This is a genomic window from Nitrosopumilus sp. b3 (genome assembly GCF_014078525.1).
Lineage (GTDB): Archaea > Thermoproteota > Nitrososphaeria > Nitrososphaerales > Nitrosopumilaceae > Nitrosopumilus.
In genome coordinates this window covers 136,572-153,385 of sequence record NZ_MU078693.1, presented here as the reverse complement: position 1 = coordinate 153,385, position 16,814 = coordinate 136,572, and the positions used below count along the sequence as shown (strand labels likewise).

General features: G+C 34.0%; 20 protein-coding genes. 10 read left to right on the top strand and 10 right to left on the bottom strand.

Annotated elements, in window-relative coordinates; genetic code table 11:
* Positions 1-56 precede the first annotated feature (56 nt).
* The 3 genes from C6990_RS00890 to C6990_RS00880 all read left to right on the top strand — a co-directional run bounded on the left by C6990_RS00890 (position 57) and on the right by C6990_RS00880 (position 3,030).
* Positions 57-677, top strand: a complete 621-nt coding sequence (locus C6990_RS00890; RefSeq protein WP_182127864.1) for a cation efflux transmembrane domain-containing protein — start codon at positions 57-59, stop codon at positions 675-677.
* A gap of 86 nt (positions 678-763) precedes the next feature.
* Entirely contained in the window at positions 764-2,089 is a 1,326-nt protein-coding gene (locus C6990_RS00885; RefSeq protein WP_182127863.1) for a hypothetical protein, read from the top strand.
* 2 nt (positions 2,090-2,091) lie between these two features.
* Positions 2,092-3,030 (top strand): WD40/YVTN/BNR-like repeat-containing protein, encoded by a 939-nt coding sequence (locus C6990_RS00880; RefSeq protein ID WP_182127862.1) that lies wholly within the window; start codon positions 2,092-2,094, stop codon positions 3,028-3,030.
* An 8-nt stretch (positions 3,031-3,038) separates the two neighbouring features.
* Here C6990_RS00880 and C6990_RS00875 read toward each other — a convergent pair whose 3' ends face one another.
* Genes C6990_RS00875 through C6990_RS00865 form a run of 3 tightly spaced genes read right to left on the bottom strand, consistent with a single transcriptional unit; the run spans position 3,039 to position 4,085 of the window.
* A complete protein-coding gene (locus C6990_RS00875) occupies positions 3,039-3,368 on the bottom strand; it encodes a YnfA family protein (RefSeq protein WP_182127861.1) in 330 nt (109 codons plus the stop codon).
* The gene (locus C6990_RS00870; RefSeq protein WP_182127860.1) at positions 3,365-3,721 is read right to left on the bottom strand and encodes a YnfA family protein; all 357 of its coding nucleotides are present in this window, start codon (positions 3,719-3,721) and stop codon (positions 3,365-3,367) included. The genes C6990_RS00875 and C6990_RS00870 overlap by 4 nt, the downstream gene beginning before the upstream one ends.
* Position 3,722: 1 nt before the next feature.
* A complete protein-coding gene (locus tag C6990_RS00865; RefSeq protein ID WP_220463361.1) occupies positions 3,723-4,085 on the bottom strand; it encodes a winged helix-turn-helix transcriptional regulator in 363 nt (120 codons plus the stop codon).
* Positions 4,086-4,137: 52 nt separating this feature from the next.
* Here C6990_RS00865 and C6990_RS00860 point away from each other — a divergent pair, with 52 nt between their 5' ends.
* On the top strand, positions 4,138-4,869 hold the full coding sequence (locus tag C6990_RS00860; protein ID WP_182127859.1) for a hypothetical protein: 732 nt from the start codon (positions 4,138-4,140) through the stop codon (positions 4,867-4,869).
* Between the two features lie 120 nt (positions 4,870-4,989).
* Here C6990_RS00860 and C6990_RS00855 read toward each other — a convergent pair whose 3' ends face one another.
* The 4 genes from C6990_RS00855 to C6990_RS00840 form a co-directional block, all read right to left on the bottom strand.
* The gene (locus C6990_RS00855; RefSeq protein ID WP_182127858.1) at positions 4,990-5,508 is read right to left on the bottom strand and encodes a hypothetical protein; all 519 of its coding nucleotides are present in this window, start codon (positions 5,506-5,508) and stop codon (positions 4,990-4,992) included.
* A 2-nt stretch (positions 5,509-5,510) separates the two neighbouring features.
* On the bottom strand, positions 5,511-5,792 hold the full coding sequence (locus C6990_RS00850; RefSeq protein ID WP_255465066.1) for a hypothetical protein: 282 nt from the start codon (positions 5,790-5,792) through the stop codon (positions 5,511-5,513).
* Positions 5,793-5,898: 106 nt separating this feature from the next.
* Complete coding sequence (locus C6990_RS00845; protein ID WP_182127857.1) at positions 5,899-6,777, bottom strand: cation diffusion facilitator family transporter; 879 nt, start codon at positions 6,775-6,777, stop codon at positions 5,899-5,901.
* Between the two features lie 30 nt (positions 6,778-6,807).
* Positions 6,808-8,340 (bottom strand): Vgb family protein, encoded by a 1,533-nt coding sequence (locus C6990_RS00840; RefSeq protein WP_255465065.1) that lies wholly within the window; start codon positions 8,338-8,340, stop codon positions 6,808-6,810.
* Between the two features lie 132 nt (positions 8,341-8,472).
* On the opposite strand from C6990_RS00840, the gene C6990_RS00835 reads away from it, so the two are divergent.
* Entirely contained in the window at positions 8,473-9,198 is a 726-nt protein-coding gene (locus C6990_RS00835; RefSeq protein ID WP_182127856.1) for a winged helix-turn-helix transcriptional regulator, read from the top strand.
* Here C6990_RS00835 and C6990_RS00830 read toward each other — a convergent pair.
* The gene (locus C6990_RS00830) at positions 9,195-9,578 is read right to left on the bottom strand and encodes a hypothetical protein (protein WP_182127855.1); all 384 of its coding nucleotides are present in this window, start codon (positions 9,576-9,578) and stop codon (positions 9,195-9,197) included. The genes C6990_RS00835 and C6990_RS00830 overlap by 4 nt on opposite strands.
* A 92-nt stretch (positions 9,579-9,670) precedes the next feature.
* Between C6990_RS00830 and C6990_RS00825 the strand changes: the two genes are divergently transcribed.
* The 5 genes from C6990_RS00825 to C6990_RS00805 all read left to right on the top strand — a co-directional run bounded on the left by C6990_RS00825 (position 9,671) and on the right by C6990_RS00805 (position 15,419).
* A complete protein-coding gene (locus C6990_RS00825; protein ID WP_255465063.1) occupies positions 9,671-10,708 on the top strand; it encodes a cupredoxin domain-containing protein in 1,038 nt (345 codons plus the stop codon).
* Positions 10,709-10,712: 4 nt separating this feature from the next.
* Positions 10,713-11,381, top strand: a complete 669-nt coding sequence (locus C6990_RS00820) for a hypothetical protein (protein WP_182127854.1) — start codon at positions 10,713-10,715, stop codon at positions 11,379-11,381.
* Positions 11,382-12,956 carry a peptidase gene (locus tag C6990_RS00815; protein WP_255465062.1) on the top strand — a complete coding sequence of 525 codons (1,575 nt, stop codon included), beginning with the start codon at positions 11,382-11,384 and terminating at the stop codon, positions 12,954-12,956.
* Between the two features lie 214 nt (positions 12,957-13,170).
* The gene (locus tag C6990_RS00810) at positions 13,171-13,767 is read left to right on the top strand and encodes an integrase repeat-containing protein (RefSeq protein ID WP_182127853.1); all 597 of its coding nucleotides are present in this window, start codon (positions 13,171-13,173) and stop codon (positions 13,765-13,767) included.
* A 227-nt stretch (positions 13,768-13,994) separates the two neighbouring features.
* Positions 13,995-15,419: a multicopper oxidase domain-containing protein gene (locus C6990_RS00805; protein ID WP_182127852.1), complete on the top strand. Its 1,425-nt coding sequence runs from the start codon at positions 13,995-13,997 to the stop codon at positions 15,417-15,419.
* A gap of 401 nt (positions 15,420-15,820) precedes the next feature.
* Here C6990_RS00805 and C6990_RS00800 read toward each other — a convergent pair whose 3' ends face one another.
* Positions 15,821-16,339, bottom strand: a complete 519-nt coding sequence (locus C6990_RS00800; protein WP_255465097.1) for a stage II sporulation protein M — start codon at positions 16,337-16,339, stop codon at positions 15,821-15,823.
* A gap of 225 nt (positions 16,340-16,564) precedes the next feature.
* Positions 16,565-16,714 carry a YnfA family protein gene (locus C6990_RS00795; RefSeq protein ID WP_182127850.1) on the bottom strand — a complete coding sequence of 50 codons (150 nt, stop codon included), beginning with the start codon at positions 16,712-16,714 and terminating at the stop codon, positions 16,565-16,567.
* Between the last annotated feature and the right edge of the window lie 100 nt (positions 16,715-16,814).

Below are 16,814 nucleotides of genomic sequence, written 5' to 3'. Positions count from 1 at the left end.
CTGTGAATTACATATCATCAATATGTTTACATTTTAAATGACCAAATCCTAATTTATTGCCTGACGATGATGATTTGCCAAAAGATCTTGCACACATTACACCTGCATACAAACGCGCATTATGGGTTGTTGTTTTAATCAATGTAGGCTACGGGATTGCCGAAATAATTGGGGGATTCTTGGCAGATTCTCAAGCACTAAAAGCTGACGCACTTGATTTTCTAGGTGACGGTTCAATCACATTTTTGGGATTGCTTGCAATAGGATGGGGTTTGAAATTACGTGCTCGCTCAGCTTTTTTACATGGAATCTTTCTAGGGGTAATGGGAATTGCAGTACTTGGTTATACAATATATCGCACACAAGTTCTGCATGTTCCAGAAGCTGGAATGATGGGAGTCTTTGGATTTGGTGCACTTTTGATAAATGTACTTGCTGTTATCATATTGCTTCCACATAGAAAGGGTGACGCTAACGTTCGTGCAGTATGGCTCTTTAGCCGAAATGACGCACTAGGTAATATTTTGGTAATAGTTGGTGCAGGTTTTGTCTTTTTGACAGGAACCTCATACCCTGATCTTATAGTAGCTGGAATAATTGCAAGTCTCTTTTTACAATCATCATTCTCAATAATTAAAGACGCTAGAAATGATCTAAAACAATCTAAATCAACGTAATCTGAGGATTCCTATTCTATCATTTTAGAATCATCAATGAAATATGGTATATACTTTAAATTTAACAAAAATACTATCAAAAAAGTATGAAAAATGCATTATTTTCTATAATCTTAATTTTTGCTATTGCTACAATTTCACTATCGTTACTTTCTGAACAAGTCATGGCACAAACCATGATGAGTCCAAGACAACAAATGATGATGGGAACAAACCCAAATCAAGTCACATGTGCTGATGGTCTAGTACCAATGATGAAAAATATGGGGATGACTGCATGTGTTAATCCTGATAGTTATCTGCGATTGGCAGATAGAGGATGGGGCAATTGGGATATGAATATGATGACAAATGATCCTCAACAAATGCAACGTGTAATGAATAGTATGCTAAACAATCAGCAAACTGGAAAACTTTGGTATGATGTAATGAAAAATGATCCTCAGCATTTGCAGACAATGACTGATCAAATGAAAACAACCATGATGAACAATCCTCAGATGATGAGTCCTATGATGAATACAATGATGGATGATCCAGAACTTCGTCAACAAATGATGGACATGATGACACAACACCAACCAATGATGCAGACAATGCGAGGAAATAGCACTATGATGAATATGATGATGGGCGGTTCAATGAATCATGGAATGATGGGAATGATGGATGATCCAGAATTACGTCAACAAATGATGGATATGATGATGAACAATCCTCAGATGATGCAAGACATGATGAACAATGGAATGATGATGAATATGATGAATGGTAAAATGATGACTGGAAATATGATGGGCAACATGATGATGAACAATAACATGATGGGAAATAATATGATGAATGGTAACATGATGGGTTCTGGAATGAACCAAGGCATGATGGGTAACAACATGATGAACAATAACATGATGGGTAATTCTATGATGGGCAAAGGAATGATGATGGGCAACATGATGGGAATGAATCATGGAATGATGTCAAATATGAATAACATGAGTACTATGGGAACTGCAATGAATGATCCTGAACTAAGACAACAAATGATGTATGACATGATGAATCATCCACAAATGATGTATGATATGATGAACAATAATCAAATGATGAACATGATGAATATGGGAACTATGATGAACAGTAATTGGACTATGAACAATCCACAAATGATGAATAACATGATGGGTCAAATGATGAATGATCCTCAAGTAATGCAGAACATGCATGATATGATGTTAAACAATCCTTGGCATATGCATGGAATGATGGACAACATGATGAGTCCAATAATGAATGCCATGATGGATGATCCTAAATTACGTCAACAGATGATGGATAACATGATGATGCACCCTCAGATGATGAATAACATGATGAATAATCAACAATTTATGCAACAGCTGATTCCGTAATCTTGGAATCTAAGAAAAAAGTATTTGTGGCCAGTGCAATTATAGTAGTAATAGTAATTGTAGCAATAACTCTGGATGGTGCCTCCATTGTTTCCGAACCGATTGAAAACACTGACAATTCTAAATCAACTGACTCACGAATAATTGATTGGCGTCATGTTCACGGTGTTGGTATAGATCCTGAAGATAGTTCTATTTTGTACATTGCAACACATGGTGATTTCTATCAAAGTATCAGTGGTTCTCCTCCTGTCAAGGTAGACAAGGTAAGAGCTGATTATATGGCATTTAATGCACCTCCAATTCCAGGCATTCCACTTTATGCAAGTGGCCATCCATCTACTGGGGGAAATACTGGATTGATCAAAAGTAATGATGGCGGAATTACTTGGGAGCATGTTTCAAATGTTATAGAACCTCCTGTTGATTTTCATGCAATGGCAATAAGCAAACAAACCCCAGAAATGATAATTGGGTTTGATAGTGGTGCAAGAGGCTTGTTCAAAACTATAGATGCTGGAAAAACTTGGGACACTCTAGAATATCCAGAATACATTTCTGCACTGGCAATATCACCTAATAATTCTGAACTAATCTTTGCAGGAACTGGCAAAGGAATCTTCAAATCAGAAAATGGGGGAAAAACTTGGATTCAGCTTGATGCATATAGGGATTTGGCTGTGTTTGCATTGGCATTTGATGATGATGGGAAACTGTTTGCGTCAGTCAAAACATTCGGTCTTGTACAATCAGATGACCTTGGTGATTCGTGGGAAAGCTTCCAGCATGTTGATCTTACAGTTACAAGCATAGCTGCAGATTCACAACACAAAGAAATCTACGTTGGAGGTTATTCATCTGAAGGATTCCAAGAAGTCTATAAAATAAAATATGATTCAAGCTCTTATGATCAGATTGGAACCAACAAAGGATTGAAATAATTGAAATCTTAACGTGGCCAATAAAACATGATTGCAACCCCTATCAAGACAATCACAGAACCTATAATTTCAAATCTGTCTGGCCTTTTTTTGTCAATCCAGTATCCCCAAATAATTGAGGATACAACAAAGATTCCTCCATACGTTGCATAGACTTTACCAAACTCAGCAGGTTGAAATGTCATGATAATACCATATGAAAATAAAATCAAACCCCCCATCACTCCAAATATTATTCCTCTATCGACTCTCAACCATTTCCAAACAAGATATCCTCCACCAATCTCTAATAGTGCTGCAAAAAAGAAAATACCTAGACTAGATGCTACTTCGATCAAACCTTCTCTCCCTTTCTTGGATAGTAGAAAATTATTGCAACCCCAATCACTGCAATTATTGTTCCAATAATGTCATAGGTATCTGGTGGTACACCTGCAATTAACCATCCCCATAAAATTGCCATTACAATAAAGACTCCTCCATAAGCTGCGTAGATTCTGTGAAAGTGGGTTTTCTGAAACGTTGGAACTATTCCGTACAAGAATAACACAAAACCACCAATTGCACCTAACATCCAACTAAAATCCTCACGCAACCAAAGCCAGACTAGGTATCCTCCACCAATCTCGCAAAGACCAGCTAGAACGAACAAGAGAATTGAACTGAAAAAATTCTTTGATTTCTCACCCATATCATTTCAATAAACTACAATTACAATGCATTTTGAAATTACCTTTCTTTGTAGCCCATTTTAGTATAGGAATAATTGCTGTACGTAATTCCTTTCCTCTCTTTGTTAGAGTATATTCTACTCGTGGAGGAATTTCATTAAATGCTTCTCGTGAAATAATGTCTTCTTTTTGAAGTTCCTTTAGCATTGACGCTAGAGTTGAGGGACTGATCCCTTTCAATTCTTCTAAAAGATCATTATATCTAAGAGAACCATGATTACCAATCTCATTTACCAATAATAAAGTCCATTTCTTACCAATCGTTTCAATTACTCCATCAAGTGGGCATAAACAAACTGCATTACTATGATGATTCAAAGTCACTACACTACTTCGAACTTTGGATGTTAAATACTTTGAATTTTGTAGTAATCCATTGCAAATTCAAAGTAACAAGTCAGAATTAGGATTGACAATACTAGTAATAATTCTCAGTGGGGCGTCTACAAGCTTGCTATTGCTTCCACCTTTAGGAATAATTTCTTATGCAGATTTTAGAGACGTGGCAATAATTCCATCAGTTGTAATCATATTTGCAATAGGGATACTTGCACGCTCAAAATATCCTCGATTGACAAGTAGATTGTTCAAGGGAATGGTGGCTGGAGCTATAGCCTCATTTGCACTTGAGGCAATACGAATCCCTGCGTACATGCTTACAAAATGGATTCCAATGGATAGCATGATTTCATTACCTGCACTATTACTTACTGAAAAAATTTCTTCATTATCTGAAGTTAAACAAGTAATCATGCAGTCTGGTGTTCCGATGAATTTGTATCATGCACCAATAGACATATTTTTTGTAGGTGGTTTGTGGCATTTTTGGAACGGAGCTACATTTGGAATAATCTATGCATTAATCATTGGAAAAGGAAAGTGGTGGTATGGAATGATCTGGGCTGTAGTAATTGAAATAACTATGATGATGGCACCATACTTGATAATGATGAAAGGTGCATTTGGTATGGAACACATGGATGGTTACAATATTTTTGTAGTTACATTGATTGCACATTTGGCATTTGGTGCAATATTGGGAATAATCGTACAGAAATGGAAAAAAGATTCTATATCTATTACTGATTTAGGAAAGGGGAAACAATGAAATCAAAGAAAAAGCAATTTTGTGGTTATTGCCCTGAAGACAAATGTCTACTTGATTGCAAAATATGCAATCCCAAGTTTGGCAAGGACTGTAGTTATGACTGTTAAATTATAGTTAGGACTAACATGTTAAATTCTCTTCATCATTTAACATATTCCAAAAGTCAAATGCAGTGTATTGTTCTGATACTACATATGGAATCCCAATAATTGTGGTTTGAAATTGTGTTACTACATCCATCTTTCTAGGATCGATTCTAACGGTATTGTCACTACCACTAAACAAATGATCAAAGTGCATAAAAAGAGTTTGCGAATACTCTATTGAATCCGAAACATATTCTCCATTTGCTTTAACTATTGAATTTGGATTGATGGTTGCAGAATCAATTACATAAGTGCCTAAAAGTTTTTTTTCAAAATAGATCAGTATGTCCAACTCATTAAAACTTGCAGGAATCCATGAGTTGTTACAGATATTGATTTTAGTATCTACAGCATACAATGAAAAAAATCTAAAAAGATTATCGATTCCACCAAATTCAAGTTGTTCTAAAGCATAGACATTCAATAATGAATATCCTACTGTGCCAAGTATGACTATAATTGCAATAAAACTAATTATTTTTTGTTTTTCCATATCTATCCAGTAGGATTCATCAGTATTGCTCGTTCATTAATTTTAGAGTCATAAGTTCCAACTACAATATCCCCTGCTTTTGCATCACATGGACCAATATTTACAGAGAATCCATCAAAGGATTCGGCAATACATCCGTCAGCAGTATTTGCAATCACTTTGACTTTTTCAGTTACTTCATCAGGTGCAACATACCAATTTAGATATCCAACTAATGAACCTGCTACTCCTACTATTGCAATTACAAGAAAAATTGTAAACTTTGAGTTTTCAAACAATACCACGAATAGAAAAAACCAGTATAATAATTACAGATATGTTTTATGGTTGTACTAATTTAATATTCTAAAAAATCTGATATTCTAACAGTTGTTGACGAAAAACATTACATTAATCATCAAGATCCATTAATCCGTGCTCACTTTCTATTTGAACTGTACAATGGATTATACCAAATTTTTCATTCATTCGATGATTGATTTTTTTTAAGATTTTATCTGGTTGCTGTAATGCCTCTTGTTTTATTTTTATGTGAACTGTCATTGAAAAAAGATTCGAAGTTAATGTCCATATGTGAAGATCATGTACTTCTATAATTTCTTCTATGTTCAAAAGATCTTTTGTTATGTCTGATACTTTGATCTCTTCTGGCGTACCTTCCATGAAAATATGAAGACATTTTTTACACAATATTATTCCAGAACGTAAAATAACTAATGCAATGCCAATACTTACAACTACGTCAACTATAAAGTTATTAGATAACATCATTATTACTGCACCAACTATAACTCCGATAGAAGAAAGAAGATCACCTAATACATGAAGATAAGACCCATGTACATTTAGATTTGAATGACTATGTTTTTCAAGTCTTTTAGCCATTATGATGTTAGCAACAAAACCTACACTGGCAAAAATTATTAGTATTATTGTATCAATTTCTGGTGGTTCAAAAATTCTTTTGTTGGCTTCAATTATAATAAATACTGATGTTGCAACAAGTGAAATTCCATTTACAAACGCTGCAATAATTTCGGCTCTGTGAAATCCAAATGTAAGTGCTGAAGTGTGTTTCTTTTTTGCTATTCTAAAAGCAACTAATGAAATTCCTATCGCCACAAAATCTAACATTACATGAAATGAATCAGCAATAAGGGCTAAGCTATTTGATAGTATGCCTCCCACAAATTCAAATACAAATAATGATACTGCTATGATAAAAACAATACTGAGATGTTTTTCTACATCTGAATGTATTTTGATCAATTAGTACCTGAATGTATTTTCATATTAAAATCAGATGATCCTTACTGAAACATATGATGATACTACCACGTCTTGTAGTTGTATACTTAACAGAATTTTATAATCTCCCTGATGTGCTTTTTCGTCAACGATTATCAAAATTGGGATCTTCACCATCCTGTCTGAAATTTGTGTTGGTTCTGGGTTTGTTTTGATTTTGATTAATTCAGAATTTGAATTTCCAGATAAAACTAAATCAATATTCTGATTTGTTTGAGGTATAGCGGTAACAAAGATTTCTTTTTGTCCTCCTTGTTTAATTGCAATGATCTCCTTTTCTATCTCAAGTGAAATCGGAATTGTAATCGAAGTGTCTAAGACCCCAATGTTATTTTCTACCCATTCTGTAAACCAAACTTGTTTATCTTTGAAGGCAAACCCAAAACTTTGAGACAAACCGCAGTCAGTTAAATCCCCGCAATCTGACCAACTAGGATTTTTTGATGGAATATCGTATTCTATTAGTGATTCAGAATCTGGATCAAACACTGCCAATCTGTTCCCTGTTTGTTGATTAAACCACATTTTTCCGTCTGAATCAAATGCATTCCAATATGGACGAGTAATTGGCGTTTTGATTAGTCCTGAGGCATTTCCATAAGTCAAAACTGATGGCTTTGATGTGACAAATTCTATCACTTTTTTATCCTCTGGATTGAACTTGTAAAATGAATTTCCTGCAGTATCTGCAATCCAAATTCCTCCTAATGGTCCAATCGCAACACCATTTGGAGCTTGAATTGACTCTGGTAGTGTATATTGCTCTACTTTTTGTGAAATGGAATTTGTTTTAACAAGAATTATTTCTTTTTGATATTTCCACATTACAAACCACATATTTCCTTCGCTATCAACAACTGCCTGACTTGTGAAGAACCCCTCTGGAATTGAAAGAGTGGAATTTGTATATTGTCCCTCATCTAATTTTTCATGATTTAAAACAACCATTTGATTTCCTGTGAAATCATTAATTACAAAATTATCATTGTAAAGAGCAATTTTTTGGGGAAATGCTTTTTTTGTTTTACCTTTAATTTCAAACTTTGAATATGTTTCATCTGGAATAGAAAATCTCCATATTGCTCCATACTTGTCATCTGTAAACCAAATCTCATTATCATCTGTATATGCAATTCCCCACATCATTGATGCACCATTCAACGACCACATTTCGTTTTGATACTCTGTAAATTCTTCAGATTCAGGATCAAACATTGCTATTTTTCCTGTATTAGTTTGTGTAAACCATATTTTACCTTCAGGGTCGGCAATTATGGAAAGGGGTTGAGTACAAGGAGTTGGGATTTCAAATTCTTTGATATATTGATTTGTTTTAGCTTTTGAGCTTCCACAATGTTGCTCTCTTTCATCTAGAGAATATTTCTCAGCAGGAGTTACTACAATTTCTGTTTCATGCTCATCATTGTCTTTTTGAGTTTTGGTTGATTCATCAAATACTGTAACTGATAGTGTCACTATAACTAAAAATGCAAATCCAATGACAAAATAAATTGGTTTTTTCACATATCAAACAAACTTCGATCAGTTATAATTGATAAGTATGTTCTATCATTGTACTAATGGATACATCTGGTATAACTATAGAATTTTTGGGAATATTTTTTATAAACTTGTTAAATCAGGATTGTGGTATTGATGGAACCTGATGATTTTCTTAGAGATGAGTATGCTAGATTAATTCTCAAATCAACAACTACCTACAAACCTGTCTCTGAGATACACAAAGAAACTGGAATACCTCTTGGTACAATTTATCGTAGACTAGAACTTCTCAAAGACGCTGGATTATTACAGGTTGCAGGATATATTGAAAATGGTGTTAAAGTGAAAACTTATCACAACAAACCTAGAAGATACCATGTTTCAAATCCTAGAATTTCACGAATTTTGGAAATTATTCAAAAAAACCCTGCTATTTCATATCGAGACATACAAAAAATATCTGGATATCCTTTTGGTACTTTATCTAATTCCTTGTCTAATCTAGAAAAAGACTCTAAAATTACTGTCAAACGTTTCACAAGAAGAACTCATTATTTTCCCTCACACATCCCATCTGCTGAATATCCTGTGTTAATTAATTTAAGAAAAGAAACAGCAAAGAAAATTATAATTTTTCTTGCAGAAAATAAAAAAGGTACGTATGCAGACTTTAGAAAATGCACAAACAGAGCTCCTTCTACGATTTCTATTACCCTAACTAAGTTAATTGAAGAAAAAATAATTAAAAGAATTTCTGATTTCACACCTTATTTTATTTTAGAAGAACCACAATTTGTACAGAATATCTTGGCCAAAATTTCTCCAAGTAATACTGATAAAATGAAAGATAGATTTGCAGATACCTTTTCTTATTTCTAGTCTGATCTAAAAACACCTATTATGAAAAAAGACAGCATTACAAGAATTAAACTATGGGTGACATAACCGTGTATGCCATACGAATTTTCAAAAAATGGGTAAAACAAATTAACCCATGATGTACTTTCAGCTATTGTAATTGCAACAAATGCACAAAATACCATTAACAATCTTGTACTTTTAAATTCTCTATATGTAAGAAATCCTAATACCGATAAGAACGAACCAAAAATCAAACTGACAACGTGAATTGCGTAATATCCTCTCTCTGACAAATCTATTTTCTCAAATCCTATTGGAACTGAAATAAAAAGAACTGCTACTGCCACTATCAAAAGAACATTTGTTTTATCTTTGATTGAAAGTGTTGGCTTTTGCAATATGTTTTTCTAAAGTTATTTTATTTTAAATTCTTTGGAACAATGATAAAACAATCTCATCATTAATTAGAGTTGAAATAAATAAATTATTCATGAGTATGTTTGAAAAAAACTATAGAGCATATGCCATACATACTCTTTTTTTTACCTCTGTAGTCTTTTTGTTAGTAATTGGTAATGGTAAATACTCTCACGCTGAAGACTATACAATTAGTATTCCGTTTGGAGCCTTTAATCCTGAACTAAATACGCCTGCAGAAGTCTGGTATGATCCTCCCATACTCTCTATTCATGTTGGTGACTCTGTAACCTGGGTAAATGATGATCGTGAGGGACACACAGTAACAAGTGGTGATGGTGCTGGTAGATTTGAGTGGATGGATACAAAGGAATTAGGAGAGCCAGATGGAATATTTGACAGTCAGCGGTTCATTCCAAATGAATCATGGACATATACATTTGATAAGGCAGGAACTTTCAATTATTTTTGCATAATCCATCCTTGGATGAGTGGCGTGGTAAATGTACAACAAACTATTCCTGATTACCCTCATGATGCAAAAGGCAATAAAATTGAAACTTTCCCATTAATTCAGTTCACTCCAGATAAGTTAATAGAATTTGATCTTACTTGGGAGCCAAACATTATCAAGACTTTTGAAAAAACAACATTTGTTTTTCAAACTTATGATGCGTTAACAAATTCCAATCTGGACAAGATGAAATATGACATGATAATTACCCAAAATGGTAAAGAGATATTTCAAGATTCAGGTATTACCCAAGTTGGCGGCGATTACAGAAATGTAATTTTTGAGACCTCTGGTCCTATAGAGATAAGATTTCAAAATATCGTAAGCGGTGGAACTTCAGGTATTGATAGTGCTGCAAGAGAATCTGTAACCCAATCTCTCTTTCGTACTGTTGTATTCTCTACAATAGTATATGACAATCCTGAAAAGTTTAGTGCAACCGAAACTATGGTACAACCTGCACAGAGATTAGATATCTATTATGAATTGCTAGTGGCAATAATAACAGTTCCTGCATTAATGCTATTGGGAATTGTCATTTACATGAAATTCAAAAAACCTGATATACGTTCACAGGGGATGTCCACCCCTATCTAGCATTATGGAATTACACACTGAACGTCGACTTGTCAGATATGCAGTGATTGTTTCTATAATATGTGGAGTATCGTGGATGACTATATGGGAACTTTCAAGTCTCATGGATTCTCAAAATGATGTAAATTTAGGCACACAAATAGCAGTTTCTGGATTTGGCGAGATAACTTTGTTTGATCCACATAAAGTGGGCTTGTTTTCTGCAAACGTCTATCAGGATTCACAACTAGGATTTCAAATATCAAAACCAAATGATATCTGGGAAATTCATTCTGTACTAGATGATCTAAGTTCAGATGTGTTGGTCTCATTGAAGACTAAGGGGTTTCTTGATGGAGTATATGTGGAACAAAATCATGACAGACGATTTATGGTGACGGTTTTTGATATACAACAAGAAAATTTCTCACTTCATGATTATATTGATAATCAAATTGCTCTAATGGAATCCAAAAATGCAATAATTCCATTTGAACAAGTTTCTCCCCAAAATGATTGGGCACTTTTTGCTGTAGAGATATCTGATATCACGAATCAATATGGAGAACAGATGTTATTTCTAAAAGACAATAGATTGTATATGCTACAATATTCTGGAACATCTCCTCAATCGCTTAGCTCTGATCAAAAAGATGACTTTAAACAAATAATGGATTCATTTGAGGTAATCTAGATGATATATTCAACTCCACTTACAGCAATATTTCTAATTGTTTGTTTAGGATTTTCTGTAAATTTAGCATTTGGACATGGGTTGGGAGGAGAGATGCATCCTCCAACTACTATTGGAGATAGAGATGCAACACTTTCAATAGACATTTCTCCTTCTACATTTGATCCTAAAGATCCTGAGAATTTTATTACATTGAAATTATTTGATTCAAAAACTGAAGCAATAATCGAACATGTCACATTCATTTTGGAATTAAAAAAAGACGGAGAGAGAATTTTCAGATATATGTTCCATGATGAATTTGGAAATCTCAACTTTCGTGTTATTTCCAATGATTCAGAAAATATCGATGTAAAAGGAGTCCCAGAACCACTATTAGGAGGTTGGATGAAAGGAAATGACCAACCTCTTACTCTTACTGGACCTATTTTTACTTCGGGTGGCCTCTATGAGTATAAAATTGAGGTACTAACTGTTGATTCTGATACGAATATCTTAGATGTAAGAGTGGAATTGGAAGGTGCAATCAGTCTTGCAGATGTAAAATCCTTTAAAGCGACTGACTCTAAAAATCAGTCTCATGATGTGCAAATTATCTCATATTTTGATACAATAAAGAATTTTGATTTTAATTCAAACCAAATGAGCTTCTCAATGCCCTTTGATTGGAATCAAGACTTGGAACAACTAAGTGTGGTTCACGAAGAAATCAGAGTTCCAAACACCTTTGGAGAATTTCTATCTACAAAATACAATTCTTATGCTAATGGAATTTTACTGCATGAAGATGTTGTAACTATTGATGACTATTCATTTGATGATAGAACTGTTCACATGGTGATTAATCGTGAACTAATCAAACAGATTAAGGATGAGGCAACTAAAAAATCTGATTCTCAAATAGATTTCAGACTGGAGACAAGTGACAAAGTCCAGTTTCCATTAGAGTTTACAACTCCTGATATTAGATTCAAAGTATTCTTGTCTTGGGAACCTGAAATTATTAGAGCAGGTGAAGAAGTAACATTTTTTGTTGATTTTCAAGAATTATTCAGTGATAAAACTAAAAAACTTGCAGAATATGATCTTACAGTAATTCAAAACGACTCTGAAATTTATAAAAAGCGTCTTACTGGAAATGTAAATTCTGATACTCCTAACTCACATACTATAACATTTGATTCAGAACACTCTGGAGCTGCAAATCTGTTTTTTTCAAACATTGATGGTAATTCTCTCTCAAAGGGAAATTTTATCATAGTGATTGAACCTTCGTCAAACTTACAAGAAGCTAAAATCTTTGATTCTGACATTCCAACTTGGATTAAGAACAATGCCAGTTGGTGGGCTGAAGATTCCATTGATGATGAGACATTTGTTCAAGGAATACAATTTTTAATTAAACAAAACATCCTACAAGTTCCAGATACTATTCGACAAGAATCAAACTCTAGTGATATTCCTTCTTGGATTAAGAACAATGCTGGATGGTGGGCTGATGGACAAATAGATGATGAAGCATTTGTTCAAGGTATTCAATATTTGATCAAAAATGGAATTATTGTCAGAAGTTGATTTGTACAAAAATATGGCGGAATTGATATGAATTTTTGTAAAGGTGTTCGCGAACGGTTTTAAGTTAAGAATTTCAATTGCAAAAAAACAAGATATGATGATAATCCAAAACAATGTCTTGTATGTGGAGTTTACATAAAATACCCTGAATGTTATGTATTGGGAAAATAAAGTAAGATAAATTATGTTGTGATGTTGTAGTAAATAAAAGACTATGAAATTCAGATCTTTCAAACATGCACGGGACTACGTACAAAGTTTACAATTAAAAAATGAACGAGAATGGATTTTATTTTGCAAATCAAACAAAAAACCTAGCGACATCCCTTCTGTACCAAGACAATATTATACAAATGAATGGAAAGGATTGGGAGATTGGTTAGGTACATACACTATAGCACCACAAAACAAAAAATTCCGAACTTTTAAAAAAGCAAGAAAATTTGTTCAATCACTTAATTTAAGAACTTATTATGACTGGTTAGATTTTTGCAAATCAAACAAAAAACCTAGCGACATACCTTCTGTGCCAAGACAATATTATACAAATGAATGGAAAGGATTTGGAGATTGGTTAGGTACATACACTATAGCACCACAAAACAAAAAATTCCGATCTTTTAAACAGGCTAGAATTTTTGCAAGGAAATTAAAATTGAAAAATCATCTTGAATGGGTTCAATATTCTAAAACCCCTAATTTTCCTGTAGACATTCCAAGCACTCCAAATAGAACCTATCAAAACAAAGGATGGATTGGATGGTCAGACTGGCTTGGAACTAAAAAGAAATCACTACAAAAAAATTCTTAAAATTAAATAGTCCGGGCTTGTATAGAAAATATCTAGAAATCTCCACTGATTCAATATTTCTATGATGTACTAGATCTAATTATCTTGTCAATTGACAAGTCAAATTGGTACTTTAAGCAGATCCACCAAAATATTGATGAAAAAAACAATGTATTTTTTTGAAAAATTTGATGAAAACATTGTCTAAAGAGGAATTATTATATAGGAATCGTAGTCACCGGTGCTTAATGAATAGAAGAATAAGCACACTCTTTACAATTGCAGCAGTAGCTGTAATGGGTGCAACTCTATTCGGAAGCACATACACACAAACCCAGATTGCTGGTCAATCTCTTGATGCCTCTAAAATGGATGTCAATGTTTATGATCAAATTCGCAATATGGGCGGTTTACAGCTTGTAATGCCTCAAGCATTCGCAGAAACTGATTGTGGTGTTCTAGAAAGTTCTGGTAGAACAGTAGTCAACTTTGATTTGACTGGTGAAAGTGTTGAACTTCCAATTATGGGAGGAAAAACTTACAACGCCATGACCTTTAGTGGACAAGTCCCAGGACCAACACTAAGAGTTACACAAGGTGATGTAGTCAAAATGACACTTACAATTCCAGACGATGAAGTTACTGGACACGGTAACGACATGCACGCATCACAAATTTCTGCAAGCGCTTTTGAGTCTGTCAATCCTGGCGAAACAGCACAGTATTGTTACATCGCAGAAGCAGCTGGTGTCTTCAAATACCATTGTTCTGGTGTCAAACTAATTGGCATGGACCAACACGTACTTTCCGGCATGTACGGAATTGCAATCGTTGATCCTGTTGATGGATACAAGAAATTAATGGTTGAGAAAACCAAAGTTGATGGTAGCGGTGAAGTGTCGCTAGACAGAAAGTTCTATAGTGCAGATGCATTAGAGTTCCAACTCCAATACAACCAATTGTACCTAACACCTGAAGGCAACTATGATGCCGGAGCAATGTTCAAGCATCATAACACTGCAACAGTTGTTAACGGAATGCAATTCGGTTATGTACCAAACATGGCTCATAACTTACTCGTCAATGGCGATGTAAACAAGAACATCTTTGTTGCACAACCATGGAATGGAATTGAACACAAGCAATACCAATCACAACTCTTGTTTGTTGAAAATGATCAACACGTGAGACTCTTTATCGAGAATGCTGGTAACGAACCAGTATTTTTCCACATTGTTGGAGAAATCTTGGACAGAGTAGTTCAAGGTAACAGAGTACAATCCGCAGCAACTGAAACATGGTTGATTGGCGGTTCACAGAATGCAATTGTTGACTTGGTCTTTGATGAACCAGGTGCATACGCAGCAGTAAACCATGATTATGCAGCAATTTACACTGGCGCAGCTACAGTCTTTGTAGCAGGTGATCCATTTGGCTTGAACCCAGTTCTAGTTGAGAAAGGAGTTATCCCAGCACCAGTAGCATCTTATGCATATGCTTTAGGCAATCCAAGTGATGCTGTCCCACCAATGGGAAAGAACAGTATTGCTCATCCTGCACTAAACATTCACGGTTTATACACTGATGAAGTAGCTTCTGAAATGCAAGCAAGTGGCGATTATGTCGCATTATGGGAAGTAATTCCTGTAGTAGCAGAAATCCTTACTTCTTGATCTTTTAACATCTTTTTTTTCTTTTTATTTTACTGTTAGTAGAATACAATGTTTAGTATTGTTTCAAATATTTTCTAATTGGTGATTTTATAGTTATAATGATTGGAGTTTTGAGTATCGAAATTTAGATTTTGTTGACTCTGAAATTCATGCAACAGTTAGAAAAACTGGATCAATTCCAGTTGAAGTTGTTATGGCTGATGTAAATGACAGAATCTAACCCGCAGCTGTAGAATCTGACAGATTCCTAGAACGATAAAACGCAGGCATTCTTGTTTAGTATTTGACAAAAGAATTAGAGATTTGGTAAATTTAACAAGTAACACTACCAAAATTCATCAGAAATAAAATCTCGTTAACTAATTCTTGTTTTTCAATCTTAAATTCATACTCTAAAAAAATTAAAAACCTGGCATCTCAAGACTTTGTTCTTGAGCAAATTCTAACATGTAAAATTCGATATATCCTCCTGCCAAAAGAAGTGCTAGCATAATTCCAATTTCTATTGCCGTTGGTTTGATAAGTGGAATGAGATTAATTTTTTTATAAATTACTCTGATCAGAATAAAGCTTCTAGAGATTCCCATTGAATATGCAACAAGTTCCATTAATCCAAAGGGGGATAAGAAAAGAATTGAAAGTGGTGGAATGCTTTCTAGTTCAGGTGTTGTGGCAGATATTGCAGCAAAGGCAAATCCCGTTGACCATGAAGAGAAGAGTCCCCATGCAACTCCAAATCCTGGAATAAACATTGGTAGAGCAATTGTTGTATTATGTACAAAAATTCCAAATGCATCAATATTTGAAACAAGTTCTTCGAATTCATCCATGAAGATATTTGCTTCATCTTCACTTACATCTGACATTGAGCCAATTTGATATGTGACAGAAAAAACCCCTAGAAAAATGAAAAATAAAATTATTCTGATTTTATTCACATTGTAGTTCTCAGTTGATTGTATTAGAGGTTTATGTTGATGAGTTGTTTGAATTAAATCTATTTTTTAAAATCATTTCCACAAAAAATTAGTACAACAATAAAACGTAGTGAATAAATATTCAAAAAAACTATTACTAACAGTGAAATTTTTTTTTGGAAGATGAATCTGTAAAAAATACAATCAACGATTCAAAAAATATTATGATTAAAAAATCAACCCTCCAATCAGACCCAAAACCTTTCCTTTGTGATCACGCAACCACTTCCATACAAGATATCCTCCACCAATCTCGCAAAGACCTGCTAGAAAGAATAACAGAATTGAAATGAAAAAATTCTTTGGCTGTTTACCCATTTAATACCAAAATGGAATAAAGATTCTATATTATAACTAATTAAGATTAATTGGTTGGAATCAAAGAAAAAGCAGTTTTGTGGTTATTGTCCTGAAGACA